We start from the raw sequence: 16,288 nt of genomic DNA, 5'->3' as shown, positions 1-16,288 counted from the left end.
TGGGTTTCCTTGCGTCAACCCAACCTACATTTTTTATTAAATTGTATCTGGATCTATATTTAGTTCCCGCAGTTTTGTGGACAAACGTTCTGCTCTTTGAGTTTCCTGCTCTGCGGTTTCTTCAGGTGTAGGTACTAAATTTCCTTCTAATGTGAAGTAACGTAATAAACCCTCATGAATTCCCAAATATAACCCTAATTGTTCACTCCATAAATGTCCTTTTTCGGTGGCTTTTATCGGTTGATATTTTCCGTCTGTGATATGAAAACCTGCAAATTCTAATGTATAAGGATCAAACCAAAAATAGTCAGGTGTGCGGAAAGTTTCTTGATAAAGTTCTTTTTTTGATTCTCTATCAGTTTTAGCTGTTGTTGGTGAGAGAATTTCGACAATTACATGAGGATATTTACCGTTTTCTTCCCACACTACCCAACTTTTCCGAGTTTTTCTGTCAGTTCCTAAGACTACAAAAAAATCAGGTCCACGAAAATTTTCTGTTTTCTTCTGATGTGGACTATAATAAATACTCAGATTTCCCGCCGCATAGAAATCACTTCTATCTTTCCATAACCATTCCAAACATTTGAAAAGTAGGATTATTTGTCGTAGGTGTAGTTCTGTTTCCACGGGAGGTTCATCACTATATAGGTCACTGGGAGGAAAAATAACGTCTGGAGAGATGCTTTTTTCAGATGCTATTTCTTGAGTAATCATCATGATATGATACTAAGTAGTTATTTGTTTATTCTAACATTAATTACCAATTGATAATTAATCCATTCAAGGTCTTATCTGTGTTTATCTGCGTTCAAATATTTTGAAAATCTTATTTTCTTTGGAAATGTTGGGTTTCGCAAAGGCTCAACCCAACCTACGAGAAATGGCGTTGTAAAATTAAGTGATTTTGTTTTGTTAATGTTGCTTCCCAGTGAGGTTCAACGACAATTGTGCTAATTTTTTCGACAATGATAGCAGGTCCGACAATAATATCTTCTGGTTGTAAATTATCCCGGTAATACACAGGGGTATCATGCCATTTATCAGCCGTAAACATTTTTACTATTTCCACAGGTGTGGGATTTTGCTCGAAAGGACGATTACGAGTAATTAATGGTTCTTCAGGAGTGTCCATTTTTTGAACTACTTCTACTGAGACTGATTCGACAATTAAGGTTTTCTCAGTTTGAATGAAACCATATCTATTTTTATGCTCAGTTTCAAATTCTTTTCGCATTAATGCCACATCATCGGCAAAATTAATGTTTAATGTAGAGTTAGTCCCATCATATTTTAAGTTAATTTTTTGGACTATTTTTTCTTTACTTGTTTTATCGGAGTTAATCGTAGTTTTCGCTTGGGTTTCTAAGGATATCATTAATTGCTGTAATTGCGGAATTAATGTTTGATTTAAAGGTTTTTCTACGCCTGTTTCTTTAATTGAGCGAATATCAGCTAATCCCATGCCATAAGCAGAAAGAACTCCTGCGTAGGGGTGAAGAAATATCTTTTTCATGCCTAAAGTATCGGCAATTAAACAAGCAACTTGTCCTCCTGCACCACCAAAACAACAAAGGACATATTCGCTGACATCATAACCTTTTTGTAAACTGATTTTTTTGATGGCATTTGCCATATTTTCGACAGCGATCGCTATAAATCCGTCTGCTACTTGTTCGGGTGTAGAACTGTTGCCTGTGGCGGCTACAATCGCCTGGGAGAGTTGGATAAATTGTTTTTTAACAATATCTTTATCTAAGGGTAAATTGCCTGCAATGCCAAATACAGAGGGGAAATATTGAGGGTGAATTTTTCCTAACATGACGTTAGCATCTGTGACGGTTAATTGTCCTCCACGTCGGTAACAAGCTGGTCCTGGATTTGCACCCGCAGATTGGGGTCCGACACGATAACTAGAACCATCAAAATATAAAATTGAACCGCCTCCGGCTGCAATGGTGTTAATTGCTAATACGGGAACTCGCATCCGCGCACCTGCAATTTCTGAGTCTAATTGGCGTTCATATTCTCCTTTGAAGTGAGCAACATCTGTACTTGTTCCACCCATATCAAAGGTAATTACTAATTGAAAACCTGCTCTTTTACTAGTTTGAATTGCTCCGACAATACCGCCAGCGGGTCCACTTAAAATACTATCTTTTCCTTGAAATTGTTCTGCGTCTGTTAACCCACCATCAGATTTCATGAACATTAATTTAACTCCAGGGATTTGACTGGCTACTTTGTTAATGTAGTGCCGCAAAATCGGAGTTAAATAAGCATCTACTACGGTTGTATCTCCTCGGCTAACTAATTTCATTAATGGACTAACTTGATGGGATATGGAGATTTGTGTAAAGCCGATTTCTTTGGCTATTTGTGCTACTTGTTGTTCATGTTTGGGATAGCGATCGCTGTGCATAAAAACAATGGCACAACTGCTAATTCCTGTGTCATAAGCCGCTTGTAAATCATGTTTAGTTTGTTGAATATTGACGGCTATTAATTCCTGTCCATGAGCATCATAACGTTCCTCTATTTCAATTACCTGCTCATACAACATGGTGGGTAAAATTATCTGTCTAGCAAAGATACTGGGACGATTTTGATAACCTATTCTCAACCCATCTTTAAAGCCTTTCGTAATAGCTAGAACTACCCGATCTCCTTTTCTTTCTAACAGTGCATTTGTGGCTACTGTTGTTCCCATTTTGACGATTTCTATGGCTTCAGTCGGAATAGGTTCTTGGTTGGAAATACCCAAAATATCCCGAATACCTTGAATGACGGCATCTTGATATTGTTCGGGATTTTCTGAGAGTAATTTATAGACTACTATCCATTCTTGATTAGGGAGAGGAACGATTAAAAACCGTTCTTGATGTTTTAAAAGTCTGTTGATTATTGTTTGATTATTAGTGACAGCAACTATATCTGTAAATGTACCACCTCTGTCTGCAAATACTTTTAACATTATTTAATTTCCTCAATGCTATTGCAAGAGTTAAAGAGTCAAATCCCCGACTTCTTTAATAAGTCGAGGATCTTGTTGTTTAAAACTAACTAAGAAAGGTCTTTCAATTCAGCAGTGCGGACTGAAAGTATCCGTGTTTGATTCCCTCTTTGCACTTTTATCTGCAACACTTGACCAAGGGTACTGTTTTCTACAACATTTTGCAATTGTTCAGCACTTGTAATAGCTTTATTGTCAATTTGTACAATCACATCACCGCGCCGGATACCCGCAGTTGCAGCCGGAGAATTAGGGATAACTCGCATAACTAAAACTCCTTTAACTTCAGGAATTGCAAACATGGAGTTAGGATCATTGTTATTTTGTTTTGCTAATTCCGGTGTTAGTGTCACCATTTGCACACCTAAGTAGGGGTGAGCAACTTTGCCATCTCGTTGCAATTGTACAGCGATCGCCTTGGCCTTATCAATAGGAATCGCAAACCCAATCCCCATCGCATCTGCACGAATGGCGGTATTAATTCCAATCACCTCTCCTAAACCATTTAATAACGGTCCACCAGAGTTCCCGGGGTTAATAGCTGCGTCAGTCTGGATGAAATCTAACCGTTTATCACTGATTCCTACTTGAGCGCTCGAACGTTTCAGGGTGCTGACAATCCCTAAAGTAACAGTATTATCAAATCCTAACGGATTACCGACCGCGATCGCCCAATCTCCCACCTGAACATTACTAGAAGAACCCAAAGGTGCAACAGGTAAATCCTTACCAGCATTAATCTTAACTACAGCCAAATCCGTAACTTCATCAATGCCTTTCACCTTACCCTCAAAAGTGCGACCATCTTTCAGACGGACAGTAACCTTATCCGCCTTATCAACTACGTGAGCATTAGTGAGAATTACACCACTTTTGTCAAGAATAAAACCAGAACCTAAACCTCGTAACTGTTCAGTCGGTGATTGTTGAGGAAAGCTATCACCAAAAAACCGCCGAAAAAACGGATCTTCCAGCATCGGATCACTTCGGCGAGTAATCGTCCGTTCAGTATCAATTCTCACCACTGCTGAACCCACACGATTTACCGCTGCTGTCACAAAACTATGACTACCAATCACGGACGCAGCGGGAGAAGGCTTTTGAGCAACTTTTATGAATGACTCAGTGACAGGACTCGGACCCGGTTCTGCTGCTGAAGGTAACACCCGCAGGGAAGTAAAAGTCAGCGTCACTCCCATAAAAATTGCTAACAGATGGGTACTGAGTTGTCGGATAGACCGGGACATTGGGAAAAATCGCATAATCACAACCTAATCTACAAGTCTAGTTTTTGCTGTTTCTTGATAAATCTATCTACATCTCATTCTAGTTTATTGACATTTTCACTCCAATTTAAGTTTCTGAGATTTTGCCAGATATTGGCTCAAACATCAATATTTCCCACCTGTCACCAACTCGGTGGCGACAGTTAAACAACATAAAAAATTCCTATCTTTCTGGGCTAAGATATTTATTAGAGCCAAAATGCCAAAACCAATATTCATAGAATAACTTATGAATGGAGCAACCCCCATTACAAACGACTCCTTACTTATACCAGAACCAGGAGAACATATCCACAATCACAGCCATACGGATCATATACACATTGATTCTGTTCATCCTCATGTTCACAGTGAAGAGTCCTTACGCAAAATTGTTAACCGACTATCACGTATAGAAGGTCACGTTCGCGGGATTAAGACAATGGTACAACAAAATACCCCATGTCCTGATGTGTTATTACAAATTGCCGCCGTGCGAGGAGCATTAGATAAAGTAGCACGAATCGTCCTAGACGAACATTTAACTGAGTGTATTGGTAGAGCCGCTCAAGCAGGTAATATAGAACTAGAAATTGAACAATTAAAAGCCGCTTTAGATAGATTTTTGCCTTGATTATCCATAAATATCAATTTTACTATTTTTTAAATCATCAACCAAACAAACCAATAATTCTGTTTTTACATGGCTTCATGGGGAATATTTATGAATTTGATCAAGCCATAAAACTACTAGTTGATGATTTTTCCCATCTTACCATTGATTTACCGGGACATGGCCAAACTCATGTTTTAGATGATGAATGCTATACAATGGCATCTACAGCCACAGCGATTATCCAATTATTAGATGAATTAAAAATTGACCAGTGTTATTTAATTGGTTACTCAATGGGAGGAAGATTGGCTTTATATCTGACTCTGTATTTTCCCCAAAGATTTATTAAAGTTATCCTAGAATCTGCTTCTCCTGGTTTAGCAACAGAAACCGCAAGGTTGGCTAGAATTAAAAGTGATGCTCAAATAGCCAAAAAATTAACGAGAATGACAAATAAAGATGATTTTGATCACTTTCTCCATAATTGGTATCAACAGCCAGTTTTTGGGGATATTAAAAATCATCCGCAATACCAATCTATGGTAGCCAGTAGATTAGCAAATAATCCGCTAAATTTAGTTAAATCACTGCAATTTATGGGAACAGGTTCTCAACCTAGTTTATGGGAATTGCTACCTGAAAATACTATTCCTCTACTATTATTAGTCGGTGAGAAAGATGAGAAATTTATAGATATTAATATCGCCATGACTGAAAAATGTAATTTTGCTAAATTACAAATAATTCCTCAAGTCGGACATAATATTCATCTAGAAACTACTTTAGCATTTGTGCAAAATGTGCTAAAATTTTTCAGGAGGGTGTGTTAGCGACAGCGTAACCCACCATGTTTTGGAAACAGAATGCAACTCTATCATTTTCCCAACTTGAGTTTCCCTATTGCCGTTGCACTCAGAACTCCCAACCATTGATATCTTTATGCGTCCAACGATAAATTAAAGACTTAAAGGCGAACTCTGGTAAAGCTAACATTCGTTGCCACCGCCAAGGTTCTTGATATAGTCTATATAGCCATTCTAAGTTATTATTTGCTAACCAACGGGGGGCGCGAGTTTTTCCACCTGACCAAATATCAAAACTACCACCAACACCTATCCAAATTGAGTGGGGACACAAATGACGGTGTTTAGCAATCCATAATTCTTGACGTGGTACTCCCAAACCGACAAATATGACTTGTGGCTGGATTTGGGTGAGGGTTTGCAATAACTGTTCTTCTTCTGCTGGGGAATGATAACCAGAATGTGTACCAGATATTTTGAGAGTGGGAAGTTGTTTTTGCCATAAATCTGCGGCTTTGGCGGCTATTCCTGGTGCGCCTCCATAGAAAAATATTGAAGCTGATGTTTGCTCTTGAGCGATTGTTTGTAAAAGTTTTTCGGCTAATTCAATTCCGGGAAACCGTTGGACTTTTTGTCCTAATAAATATTGTAAATAGAGGACAACTCCCGCGCCGTCGGGAATCACTAATTCAGCGTTTTTAATGATTTTTGCTAAGGGGAGATTGCGCTCTGCTTGCATAGTCATTTCGGCATTGAGGGTGACTACATGAGTCCCTTGACCTGCTTTTAAACAATCTAATAACCAGTTTGGATAATTACTCATTATATGCACTGGTAAGCCTAGTACGGGGAATGCCTGCGGGAATTTAAACATAGTTTTTTTAAAATCAGACTTTAGGGGAATGTTTGATAAAGATTAGTGTATCAAATTTTTCCCTGAATGAATGACAAGAATTTGTCAAGGAAAACAGTTTAGATGTGAGGGCGGGAAACCCCGTTCCTACGGGTTTTGCGATAGAAAACTGTACCTCATAACATCAGAAAGTGGGGTTAAGATCCTCTGGACGATCAATATCTGCTAAAGTTTGCAGATAGCTGATTGATAAGTTTAACTTCTGGGCAATTTCTACTGTTTTTACAAATACTTGAGCGGTTCCCCAGGAAATATTTGTGAATAATTCTGCTATTGGTTGTTGTAACCCAATTAAATAATAACCACCGTCTAGGGCAGGTCCCAGGACAAGATTAAAAACTTTTAATTGCTCGAAGGCGGTTGTTAAAATTTGCGAGTTTAGATCGGGGCAGTCTGTACCAATGATGATGACTCGTGCTGCTTTTTGATTAAACGCATTGATGAGCGATCGCTCCATTCTTGCTCCCAAATCTCCTTCGCCCTGAGATTCATATCTTAAATCATTTCCTAACCAATTTTGCATTTTTTCCAAATTACCACCTGTAAACCGCACTTCTACGGATACTCTGGTGGTCCTTTGCAGTTCTTTGACCCGAAAAATAGTCTGTTCGGTCATTTGTTTGTGCAAGTTAGCAGCACCAACTTCACCCAAAGCAGGTATTAACCGGGTTTTTGTTGTCCCTGGTTCTGGGTAGCGGGTAAAAATAATCAGGTGTTGTGTTGATGGTTTCCAAGATATCATTCAAAATTTGCTGCTATTAAAGATATGGCAACTATGGGTGCGGTGACTGCGCGAAGAATCCGACGACCCAGGGAAATCGGCTGAAATCCTGATTCTCTGGCTATTTCTAGTTCTTGATTTGTCCAACCTCCTTCTGGACCAATGGCAATAATGATCTCATTGGCGGTTTTATTGATTATCTGCTGTAAATGAGGATAATCTCCACGAGCTTCACAGATATAACGATGAGTGGCAATATTTTCTTTAATGGCAGTGTTAAAAGCTACTGGCTGAAGGATGGTGGGAACTACAGCCCGTTCTGACTGTTCAGCGGCTTCTGATGCTATACGCTGCCAGCGTTCTAGTTTTTGGGGGCTAGGATTTAATAGGGTGCGATCGCTCAAAATAGGTGCAATGCAAGTTACCCCTAACTCAGTACAACACCGGACAATTTCATCAAATCCATTACCTTTGGGTAATGCCATCATCAAGGTAATAGCTACAGGTAATTCAGTTTTTACCTCCAGCGGTTCTAAAATCTCTCCTTGTTCCCCTTGTAACTGCGCTAACCACCATTTCCCCATACCATTCATCACAATAAATTTATCACCATCTCGCAAGCGCAATACCCGCAGCAAATAATGTTGTTGTTGAGGTGTTAATACAAGCTGGTTAGCTTGAAGTTGTTGGGGATGAATAGTGATGCGTTGAAGTTGGGGCATAGGGGAGGAGTCAGGAGGTAGGGGCGCAGGGCCTGCGCCCAGTCAGGAGTCAGGATGAAGAAAGAATTAGAGGGAAGTGAGAATAGTCTTAAATCTAGGGAAGTGATAGCATAAGCGCTGACTTGTCAGTTCGGTAAAAATTTATCCGACTACTTACTGTTATTGTAATAATGCTTGAAACCGCTGTTCACCGCGAATTCTAGCAAAATCTGGGTCATTTTTCGCTAAATCTTGATATTTTTGGGGTACAAGTTGAATGGCTTTTCTGAGGTTGTCAATTGCTAGTTCGAGATTATTTTGCAAGGCATAATTACAAGCCTTGTTATAATATGCTTGATGCAAATTAGGCTGAATGGTAATTGCTTGATTGTAAGATGCCAAAGCTTCTTTGTAGCGTTGTAATTTAGTCAGAGCAATGCCTCGGTTAATCCAGGCTTCATATTTATTGGAGTGAATAGCGATCGCTTCATTGTATGATTTAACAGCTTCTTCATAATTTCGTAAAGCCGTTAAAGCATTACCACGATTATACCAAGCCTCATCTTGATTAGGGCGAATAGCGATCGCCTTATCATAAGATTCTACCGCTTCTGGATACTGTTGCAAAGCAATCAAAGCATTACCACGATTTACCCAAGTCTCCGCACTATCGGTTTTAATAGCTATGACCTGATTATATACACTTAAAGCCTCTCGATAACGATGGGTATCTAACAAGCCATTACCTTGTAGTAATAAATTTTCGGCTTTTTGACTATCTTGCACCTCTGTAATTAGTTGATTAACATTACTTTCCTGGACAACTTGTTGAGTATTATCTGGTGAAGAATTTGCCAAATCACTACAGCCAATCGCCAAAAAACTAATTAAACTAGAGGCAATTAATTGTCGCAAAACTACCATGTTGCACCTACAAAAATCATATAATTATCCTAAAACTCATGGAAACTTTAAAGTCGTATCGAAATCAACTAATCATTATTAATTGTTTTTTGTTTATGTAAACTCAAGATGAAGATTTGGATAAGGTTTTCATAAAGTATGAATATTATACCATATTTGCCAGAGTCACCTGAGTTCGGTGTTAGGAGTTTCTCCTTCGGAGACGCTACGCGAACGGAGTTATGATTTTTTCAATGAGATCATCAGGGTTTGAGACTCATAATTGGGGCAGTTTTCCACAAATTATCTTATGTCGAACTCAGGTAGAGTCAGATCCCCGACTGCTTAGAGAAGTCGGGGATCTTATTTATAGCTGTTGTGGCGGAGTCATTTGGTGAGTTGCCAAAAAAAAGAATCATCCCACATAAAAATTCTAAATGACTCGTGGTAAAATTACGTGCTTGTTGCTTGTGGAGACAAAAAATTTGATTTACGACCGGAGAGAATCATAATTATCCAAATTGATCACAGATTGAGGATAAAGATTATATAATACTGTGAATCCAAGTGTTTTGCCAGGGATTAAATTGATAATGAGACGATGGGAGGAAACTAAAAAATATGAGTATTGAACCTGACTCATCTAACTCAGAAATAAATCAAAAAGATGAATTAGAAACTGATGGTAGTGATCAATCATTACTAACAGCAGGATTAGGAAAAAAACAAATATTTGGACAATCTGCATTCCAGGCGAACATGAGCAAAGGGGCTGGGTTTCTTGTGGAAAGTAACTCCAGTTTGCAAACTGCTATTACCCCCAGAATTTTATTATTTACCAGTTTGGCGATCGCCACAACTATGATTAGTATTGTCATTAATAACTCATTTCTGGGGATTGTGGGAACTTTAGCCACCTTGATTTTATCACTGTTAATCCTGTTCCCCTGGTTGCAGGATCTCATTCAAGAATGGTTTTCACCCCAAGATAGAAATGTATTTATTGGCTTAATAGGCGTAATAGTAGCAATAATTGGTTTATTCCGATTTACTAATTTGGGTAGTGGTTTACTGCGTTGGGGGAAAAGAATTAACTGGGATGCTTCTGGGACCTTAGCAGAATGGTTTGGAGCATTGGGACAAATTGCCATTGCTATTATCGCCGTTTATGTAGCATGGCGACAATATGTAATTTCCAAAGACCTCACCATTCAACAAAACCTGCTAACTGTCCAGCAAAACATTATTACCCAACAGCAAACCATAGATTCCTACTTTCAAGGAATTTCTGACCTAGTATTAGATGAAGAAGGATTATTAGAAGATTGGCCACAAGAAAGAGCGATCGCTGAAGGACGCACCGCCGCTATATTTAGTAGTGTAGATGGCAGTGGTAAAGCCAAAATTCTGCGATTTCTCTCCCGTTCCAAATTACTCTCTCCCCTCCAGCGCGATCGCCGACTAGGAAGAGCTATTCTAGATGGTAGTGGTGGTTATGCTGAAGATCGTTTAGAAGGAGTGCGCGTCATTGATTTAGGTGTCATGTTAGCAGGTGCAGATTTAGCCGACAATGATTTGCGCTGGACAGATTTAAGTGAAGCTAACCTGATTCGTGCTAATCTTAGCAATTGCGATTTAGTCAAAGCCAACCTTGCCCGTACAATCTTATATGATGCCAATTTGAGCAACGCCGACTTAAATGGAGTGCGCCTATTTTATGGTTTACCTGAACAGGCATCCCCCCGCAGTCGCACCGAACCACCCAACTACGAAACAGGAGAACACACCGGCGCAGTTATCGAAAATGCCGACTTCACCAACGCCCAAAGAATGTCTGAATCCACCCGTTACTATTGCTGTAGTTGGTGTGGAGAAAAAACCAGACAAACAATTCCCGGTGGTTGTGAAGGGATTCCTAATAAATTAGGGAGATAAAATTTAGTATTCTTTAAGTTTCTAAATCTTTAATTGCCCTTTTCAACCTCAATTAAAAGTAAAGGTAAATCTTTAGTGATTACTTGCCAAACAATATCTAAATCAACATCAAAATACGCATGAACCATACAGTTTCTCCTGCCGATGATTTGTCGCCAAGGTATTTTTAAATACTTAGATTGGCAAGATAAGGTTTGTAGTAAGGTCTTTAGACCTGAAAGTAGGGCTAAAGCCCTAACTACGAGCCAATTTCAGAATCTGTTAACTTACTTAACATAGTTCTATTTATTTTTGCCTACCTACTTAAAGCTAAAGATAGCATTCTATCATCATCTAAATCCTCTCTCCTGCGACTCTTTACAAAATATAACGCTTCCCTTGCCGAATATTTGATGTGTTTTAGCCGAGTTAAATCATCAATTTTGCTCATAAATAACCATTGCTTCTATTAAGACTTGCTCACGAAAATAACGACTTAAATCTGCTGATGTTCTTAAATCTATCTGCCTATTTATTATCCTTGATAACTCATCCTCCATCGTAATAATAGCTGAACCAGGAGTTTTTCCCGGTTCAAATTCTACTAAAACATCAACATCACTCTCTTTTGTAAAATCATCTCTTAACACTGAACCAAATAAAGACAACTTACGAATAGAGTGACTTTGACAAAAATGATTAATTTCTTCTGGAGACAAATTAATAGGAAGAGTATTTTGTTTCATCGTTAAAACTCCTGATTGATGATTTTATCTTCATAATAACTAGAATTTTGACTCAAAATCAACAAAAATGCTATATTAAATCAACCTTTTGAAGAAGGAGTCAGTAGCAATCAGTCGAGGATAGTTATAAACTTATCATTTACGCAAGCACCACACCAAAAATCTGTCTATTTGCAGTATTTGTGTAGTCTGATACACCCTACCAATGTACCATTTGCGTAATTCCTCAAGCTTTTTCTTTGCCCGATCTAACAGAAAATTGACAATTCTTAATATTAAAAAATATTGGAACTAAATCTATCATCTATAAGTCAACTTGTAATACAATTAAGGGGTATAAAAACCCTTTTGAAAAATTACCTAACGACAGCTTAAATAACAAGTTTAAGGAGCATTTAACTTGATGAAAAATTCCAAACTTTTGCAAATATCTACTGCGGCTTTATTGAGTTTAGGAATATTCCAAAATATAGCTCTTGCTCAACCAATTAAAAGCCAAATCAGAATCCCCGCATCTCAAACTGTAGATAAAAATTTATCGCCAATAAAAATCAATCCCCTTTATCTTGAGCGCGAACAAAAAGCTCCCTTAATCATTAAAAATCAACTACTAGAATTACGCCGGGATATCCAATCAAAAAACCTCACCTTTCAGGTAGGTTACACCACAGCCTTAGATTATAAACTAGAGCAACTAGCCGCTACCCAAGCACCAGATGATTTACCAATACAGGCTAACATCCAAAACGCCGTTGCAGCACAAATCTTAAATCTTGATTCAGCCGAACGTGACAAATTTGAACGTATCAATCCCGGCGTAATCCCTGAATTACAATTAATTAAAGCTCGTGGCTGTTTTGCCGCCGCCAAATCCTTTGACTGGCGGACTTTCAATAAAGTTACCCCAGTGCGTAACCAAGGAGGTTGCGGTAGTTGTTGGGCATTTGCTACCTTGGGAGCTTACGAAGGTAACAACCTCATTCGCAATAACTCCACTGCTGATGCTTCCGAACAGCAAATTATTAACTGGGGTGGTGCAGGTAGTTGTGGTGGGGGTTGGTGGTCCAAAGCATTTGATTATCTCATTAACAATGGGACTGCAACTGAAGCCACCGTCCCCTACACCGCCACCAATAATCCCTACAATCCCAGTGTAGCTACTCCTTACCGTTCTATAGCTTGGGGATATGTTAAACCCAACGGCGGTATTCCCACAGTTGCAGAAATGAAACAGGCTATGTGTAAATATGGGCCCTTAACAGTTGCAGTGCGGGTTACTCCGGCTTTCCAAGGTTATGTTAGCGGCGTATTTAACGAGCAAGCAAATGGTCCTATTAATCATGGTGTCACCCTCATTGGTTGGGATGATCAAAAACAAGCTTGGTTAATCAAGAATTCTTGGGGTACAGGTTGGGGTGATAATGGTTATATGTGGATTGGCTATAACAGCAATAGCATCGGTTATGGCGCAGCTTGGACTCAAGCTAGAAGCAATTTCTACAAGCTTTCTCCTGACTTGTTGAAAAAAATCACTCCTTTAAAAATCAATCCAGAATTAATTAAAGTTAATTCCAAAAACATCTCTCGATAATTTTTTTGGCTTTGAGGTGGGGTAAAGTTAAACGGGCGGTTAGAAACCGCGTCTACACAGGTAAAACCCACCTGCGTGGGTTTCAAATCCTTGATTTTTTATTAGTCCGCGCAGGCGGACTTTGTTTGTGTGGTTCCGTGAATTCCATTCGCCAGAGCTTACTATAGGTTAAAATTATTTATGACTTTCACCAAGCGAGTTTTTTTAATTATTTCTCTGTTAACTACCTTGACTATTATTTTTCAAGTTAGTCATGCTGCTAATCCTCCTATGTCTAAATCAGAAATTACTGTCAATGATACTAACAATCACAGTCAGATTATTATTCAAAAAGGTAATATGATGATTGTTGAATTGTTAACTAATCCAGGAACAGGCTATAGTTGGCAAATTATTAAAAATGATCCTGACAAACTCAAACCTTTGGGAGATTCAGTATTAAAACCGTTGGAGACAGAAGCCCCAGGAGCGGATGAAAATCAAGTTTTCCGGTTTTTAGCCAAAAATTCGGGGACAACAGTGCTAGAACTTCATTATTTACGTCCCTGGGAAAGAAATATTCCGCCCTTAAAAACCTATCAAATCAACGTCCAAATTCGTTGACAGTAAACAGCGTTTTCCCCTCCTTCTTCCTCCTGACTCCTGACTCCTGACTCCTGCAATATTAATTTTCTGGTAAAGTCAGAATTTCTACGCCATCTTCGGTGACCGCAATGGTATGCTCAAATTGAGCAGACAGGAGGCGATCGCTTGTTACCGCAGTCCAACCATCTCCAAGCATTTGGGCTTCATGAGTTCCTTCATTAATCATCGGTTCAATGGTAAACACCATCCCGGCTCTCAGTTTCTTCCCTCTACCCCTAATGCCATAATGGGGAATATCCGGTGCTGTATGGAAAATATTACTAATTCCATGTCCCACAAAATCCCGCACCACAGAAAAGCCGAAAGACTCCGCATACTCTTGAATTGCTGCCCCAATATCCCCAATTTTTGCCCCTGGTTTCACCTCTGCAATTCCCAAACGCAAACATTCCTCTGTCACCTCTACTAACTTTTGGGCTGTGGGGGAAGGATTACCCACTAGAAATGTTTTTGATGTATCACCATGATAACCCTCAACAATGGGTGTAACATCTATATTAATAATGTCCCCATCCTTGAGAATTTGTTTAGCATTGGGAATACCGTGACAAATCACCTCATTCACACTTGTACAAATAGACTTAGGATAACCTTTATAACCTAAAGGCGCGCTTTTTGCTCCATGCTTTTGAGTCCATCTTTCCGCTTCGTCATTTAATTGCAGAGTGCTAACTCCCGGTTTAACTAAAGGTTCTAGATGTTGTAACAACTTAGCCGCTAAACTGCCAGCACGACGCATTTTTTCGATTTCTCGCTGGGATAAAATGACTATGGTTTCGGTTTTCATCAATTTTCTATCTACTCTTTTAAAAATATAGTTAATCCAGTTGTTGCTGCCCTGCTTGCAGCATCTGCCACCTTTAAAGTATACAAGCTTTGTTCTGGGGTGATATATAAAGGACTACCATCGCATAGATGATCTAATACCATAGTCGTATCTTTAGCAAATAAACCCCGACGAGTACCCACTTCAATCAACTTTGTTCCGGCTGCTGACACCAGCATTCCCGTATCACCATCGAGAATTATCTCCCCTTTTTCGCCTTGAATTTCTAATTTGCGTTCTGATTGCCACAAAGTTTCACCTTTACCATAAATTACCTGTGCCAGTAGTCCACTTTCAAAGCATAATTGGGCTGAACATAAACAGGTTTGGTAATAATCAGACTCCGTTTGCCAATATCGTTGATGACAGTTGACAGTGAAGACTTCACCAAACAAATCAATCAGCCGATTTAACCGAGATAATGCCCCAATTAGGGGGAAGCCAAACATATCATGATTATAAGTCCACTTCCGCGGGGCTGGATGCTGGGGATTCAGGGTGCTATAGCGAATATAAAACAAATCACCAATTTGGTCTAAGTATTGTTTTAAAGTTTGATGCCAACCCCCCAATAATTCAATGTGTTCGACGTGCAAAAGCTTGTTTACTGTTTTTGCCAAAGCAATCAGTTCTTCAGCTTCTTGGACATCCACAGATAAGGGATATTCAACAATGGTGTGTTTGCCTGATTCTAAAGCTGCACGAGCAATTCTACCATGATCTCGATTAATGGTGCTGATGACCACCAGATCCAAATCGTCTCGTTCTACTAGCTGTTGCCAAGAATCCATGGCCACAGTTGCATATTCTTGGGCTAAAACCGCTGTCCTTTCAGGATTACCAGCTTTGCTGGAAGCGAGCGAAGCTATCGCTATTAAATCAGTTCGGGGATCTTGTTGCAATGCCTCAGCCCTGAGTTTAGCTGCATAGCCTGTTCCCACTAAACCCACTCTCAGACTGTGTGTGTATAAAGGTAGTTGGTTATCGTACATGAATTCATCACCAGTTTTCAATGTTTCGGTTTATAATGCCATTAATATTTTATCAACAAGCCGACATTAGGAAACATTTAACACATCTAATACCGCAGGGCGGAAGTCAAAAGGCAATAAGATCCTCCACTTCTTTTATTTATTGTGTCCACAAACATATAAATTAATGTCAGAAGTGGGGGATCTGTCCATGAAGCAGCGCTATTGTATGGAAAGTTGGCGTTGGTGAATTGGGGTATGAAAGTCGAAAATTCCATCTCTCAAACTCTTACTCTCTGCGCCTAGAGCGTCTCTGCGTGTTCGCGCAGCGTGCCGTAGGCATAATAAAATCATACTTTTACTCAGCAACACCGGAAAGTTTTATGGCGATTTCGGTAATTTTGGAAACAATATCATAACTATAATACAGCGTAAGAAGCCGTATAAAGCTCAGGATAAATAAGTAACTAAACGATTTTGAATTTTAATATCTGTTTTTTCCTGATTTTTAAGCTTAATTAGGGTTTGCAAATAATTAGGTTCTGTTATAAGTTTTACATGATATAGTGCATAGATTAGAAAATACCAAAAACAAGCTATACATTTTGTGTATAGAGTGCGGGCATATTTTACTTAAAACACTAAACTCCCGGATAATTTTTG

General features: G+C 39.1%; 15 protein-coding genes and 1 pseudogene. 5 read left to right on the top strand and 11 right to left on the bottom strand.

Annotated features, from left to right (window positions below; genetic code table 11):
- Positions 1-36: 36 nt before the first annotated feature.
- The 3 genes from IQ226_RS07715 to IQ226_RS07705 form a co-directional block, all read right to left on the bottom strand.
- Complete coding sequence (locus IQ226_RS07715) at positions 37-717, bottom strand: Uma2 family endonuclease (protein ID WP_193894158.1); 681 nt, start codon at positions 715-717, stop codon at positions 37-39.
- Between the two features lie 154 nt (positions 718-871).
- Positions 872-2,971: a hydantoinase/oxoprolinase family protein gene (locus IQ226_RS07710; RefSeq protein ID WP_193894155.1), complete on the bottom strand. Its 2,100-nt coding sequence runs from the start codon at positions 2,969-2,971 to the stop codon at positions 872-874.
- A gap of 89 nt (positions 2,972-3,060) precedes the next feature.
- On the bottom strand, positions 3,061-4,272 hold the full coding sequence (locus tag IQ226_RS07705; protein WP_193894152.1) for an HhoA/HhoB/HtrA family serine endopeptidase: 1,212 nt from the start codon (positions 4,270-4,272) through the stop codon (positions 3,061-3,063).
- A 253-nt stretch (positions 4,273-4,525) separates the two neighbouring features.
- On the opposite strand from IQ226_RS07705, the gene IQ226_RS07700 reads away from it, so the two are divergent.
- Positions 4,526-4,909 carry a metal-sensitive transcriptional regulator gene (locus IQ226_RS07700; RefSeq protein ID WP_193894149.1) on the top strand — a complete coding sequence of 128 codons (384 nt, stop codon included), beginning with the start codon at positions 4,526-4,528 and terminating at the stop codon, positions 4,907-4,909.
- Entirely contained in the window at positions 4,906-5,721 is an 816-nt protein-coding gene (gene menH, locus IQ226_RS07695) for a 2-succinyl-6-hydroxy-2,4-cyclohexadiene-1-carboxylate synthase (RefSeq protein WP_193894146.1), read from the top strand. Before IQ226_RS07700 ends, menH begins: the two co-directional genes overlap by 4 nt.
- A gap of 82 nt (positions 5,722-5,803) precedes the next feature.
- Here the strand turns inward: menH and IQ226_RS07690 are convergent, their stop codons facing one another.
- From IQ226_RS07690 to IQ226_RS07675, 4 genes are all read right to left on the bottom strand, one after another.
- On the bottom strand, positions 5,804-6,568 hold the full coding sequence (locus IQ226_RS07690) for a WecB/TagA/CpsF family glycosyltransferase (RefSeq protein WP_193894144.1): 765 nt from the start codon (positions 6,566-6,568) through the stop codon (positions 5,804-5,806).
- A 163-nt stretch (positions 6,569-6,731) separates the two neighbouring features.
- Positions 6,732-7,349, bottom strand: coding sequence for a TIGR04282 family arsenosugar biosynthesis glycosyltransferase (locus tag IQ226_RS07685; RefSeq protein WP_193894141.1), 618 nt, complete (start codon positions 7,347-7,349; stop codon positions 6,732-6,734).
- A complete protein-coding gene (locus tag IQ226_RS07680) occupies positions 7,346-8,050 on the bottom strand; it encodes a 16S rRNA (uracil(1498)-N(3))-methyltransferase (RefSeq protein WP_193894138.1) in 705 nt (234 codons plus the stop codon). The genes IQ226_RS07685 and IQ226_RS07680 overlap by 4 nt, the downstream gene beginning before the upstream one ends.
- A 159-nt stretch (positions 8,051-8,209) precedes the next feature.
- Positions 8,210-8,953, bottom strand: coding sequence for a tetratricopeptide repeat protein (locus tag IQ226_RS07675; RefSeq protein ID WP_193894135.1), 744 nt, complete (start codon positions 8,951-8,953; stop codon positions 8,210-8,212).
- Between the two features lie 600 nt (positions 8,954-9,553).
- On the opposite strand from IQ226_RS07675, the gene IQ226_RS07670 reads away from it, so the two are divergent.
- The gene (locus IQ226_RS07670; RefSeq protein ID WP_193894132.1) at positions 9,554-10,867 is read left to right on the top strand and encodes a pentapeptide repeat-containing protein; all 1,314 of its coding nucleotides are present in this window, start codon (positions 9,554-9,556) and stop codon (positions 10,865-10,867) included.
- 29 nt (positions 10,868-10,896) lie between these two features.
- On the opposite strand, the pseudogene IQ226_RS25020 reads toward IQ226_RS07670, so the two are convergent.
- Together IQ226_RS25020 and IQ226_RS07660 are read right to left on the bottom strand one after the other, a co-directional pair.
- Positions 10,897-11,058 (bottom strand): annotated as a pseudogene (locus tag IQ226_RS25020) (DUF86 domain-containing protein); the annotation flags it as partial.
- A gap of 225 nt (positions 11,059-11,283) precedes the next feature.
- Complete coding sequence (locus IQ226_RS07660) at positions 11,284-11,592, bottom strand: nucleotidyltransferase family protein (RefSeq protein ID WP_193894129.1); 309 nt, start codon at positions 11,590-11,592, stop codon at positions 11,284-11,286.
- Between the two features lie 403 nt (positions 11,593-11,995).
- Here IQ226_RS07660 and IQ226_RS07655 point away from each other — a divergent pair, with 403 nt between their 5' ends.
- Positions 11,996-13,183 carry a C1 family peptidase gene (locus IQ226_RS07655; RefSeq protein ID WP_193894128.1) on the top strand — a complete coding sequence of 396 codons (1,188 nt, stop codon included), beginning with the start codon at positions 11,996-11,998 and terminating at the stop codon, positions 13,181-13,183.
- A 180-nt stretch (positions 13,184-13,363) separates the two neighbouring features.
- On the top strand, positions 13,364-13,786 hold the full coding sequence (locus IQ226_RS07650) for a protease inhibitor I42 family protein (protein WP_193894126.1): 423 nt from the start codon (positions 13,364-13,366) through the stop codon (positions 13,784-13,786).
- Positions 13,787-13,847: 61 nt separating this feature from the next.
- On the opposite strand, the gene map is transcribed toward IQ226_RS07650, so the two are convergent.
- Positions 13,848-14,615 carry a type I methionyl aminopeptidase gene (gene map / locus IQ226_RS07645; RefSeq protein WP_193894124.1) on the bottom strand — a complete coding sequence of 256 codons (768 nt, stop codon included), beginning with the start codon at positions 14,613-14,615 and terminating at the stop codon, positions 13,848-13,850.
- Positions 14,616-14,626: 11 nt separating this feature from the next.
- Positions 14,627-15,646, bottom strand: coding sequence for a Gfo/Idh/MocA family protein (locus tag IQ226_RS07640; RefSeq protein ID WP_193894122.1), 1,020 nt, complete (start codon positions 15,644-15,646; stop codon positions 14,627-14,629).
- Between the last annotated feature and the right edge of the window lie 642 nt (positions 15,647-16,288).

This window comes from Dolichospermum sp. LEGE 00240, assembly GCF_015207875.1.
GTDB lineage: Bacteria > Cyanobacteriota > Cyanobacteriia > Cyanobacteriales > Nostocaceae > Dolichospermum > Dolichospermum gracile.
The sequence above is the reverse complement of the archived record's forward strand: the minus strand, read 5'-3'. Positions and strand labels throughout refer to the sequence as shown.

Excerpts from the sequence above, each read along its gene's own strand:
- IQ226_RS07715 (WP_193894158.1), bottom strand. The coding sequence starts at position 717 with ATGATGATTACTCAAGAAATAGCATCTGAAAAAAGCATCTCTCCAGAC.
- IQ226_RS07710 (WP_193894155.1), bottom strand. The coding sequence starts at position 2,971 with ATGTTAAAAGTATTTGCAGACAGAGGTGGTACATTTACAGATATAGTT.
- IQ226_RS07705 (WP_193894152.1), bottom strand. The coding sequence starts at position 4,272 with ATGCGATTTTTCCCAATGTCCCGGTCTATCCGACAACTCAGTACCCAT.
- IQ226_RS07700 (WP_193894149.1), top strand. The coding sequence starts at position 4,526 with ATGAATGGAGCAACCCCCATTACAAACGACTCCTTACTTATACCAGAA.
- IQ226_RS07690 (WP_193894144.1), bottom strand. The coding sequence starts at position 6,568 with ATGTTTAAATTCCCGCAGGCATTCCCCGTACTAGGCTTACCAGTGCAT.
- IQ226_RS07685 (WP_193894141.1), bottom strand. The coding sequence starts at position 7,349 with ATGATATCTTGGAAACCATCAACACAACACCTGATTATTTTTACCCGC.
- IQ226_RS07680 (WP_193894138.1), bottom strand. The coding sequence starts at position 8,050 with ATGCCCCAACTTCAACGCATCACTATTCATCCCCAACAACTTCAAGCT.
- IQ226_RS07675 (WP_193894135.1), bottom strand. The coding sequence starts at position 8,953 with ATGGTAGTTTTGCGACAATTAATTGCCTCTAGTTTAATTAGTTTTTTG.
- IQ226_RS07670 (WP_193894132.1), top strand. The coding sequence starts at position 9,554 with ATGAGTATTGAACCTGACTCATCTAACTCAGAAATAAATCAAAAAGAT.
- IQ226_RS07660 (WP_193894129.1), bottom strand. The coding sequence starts at position 11,592 with ATGAAACAAAATACTCTTCCTATTAATTTGTCTCCAGAAGAAATTAAT.
- IQ226_RS07655 (WP_193894128.1), top strand. The coding sequence starts at position 11,996 with ATGAAAAATTCCAAACTTTTGCAAATATCTACTGCGGCTTTATTGAGT.
- IQ226_RS07650 (WP_193894126.1), top strand. The coding sequence starts at position 13,364 with ATGACTTTCACCAAGCGAGTTTTTTTAATTATTTCTCTGTTAACTACC.
- map (WP_193894124.1), bottom strand. The coding sequence starts at position 14,615 with ATGAAAACCGAAACCATAGTCATTTTATCCCAGCGAGAAATCGAAAAA.
- IQ226_RS07640 (WP_193894122.1), bottom strand. The coding sequence starts at position 15,646 with ATGTACGATAACCAACTACCTTTATACACACACAGTCTGAGAGTGGGT.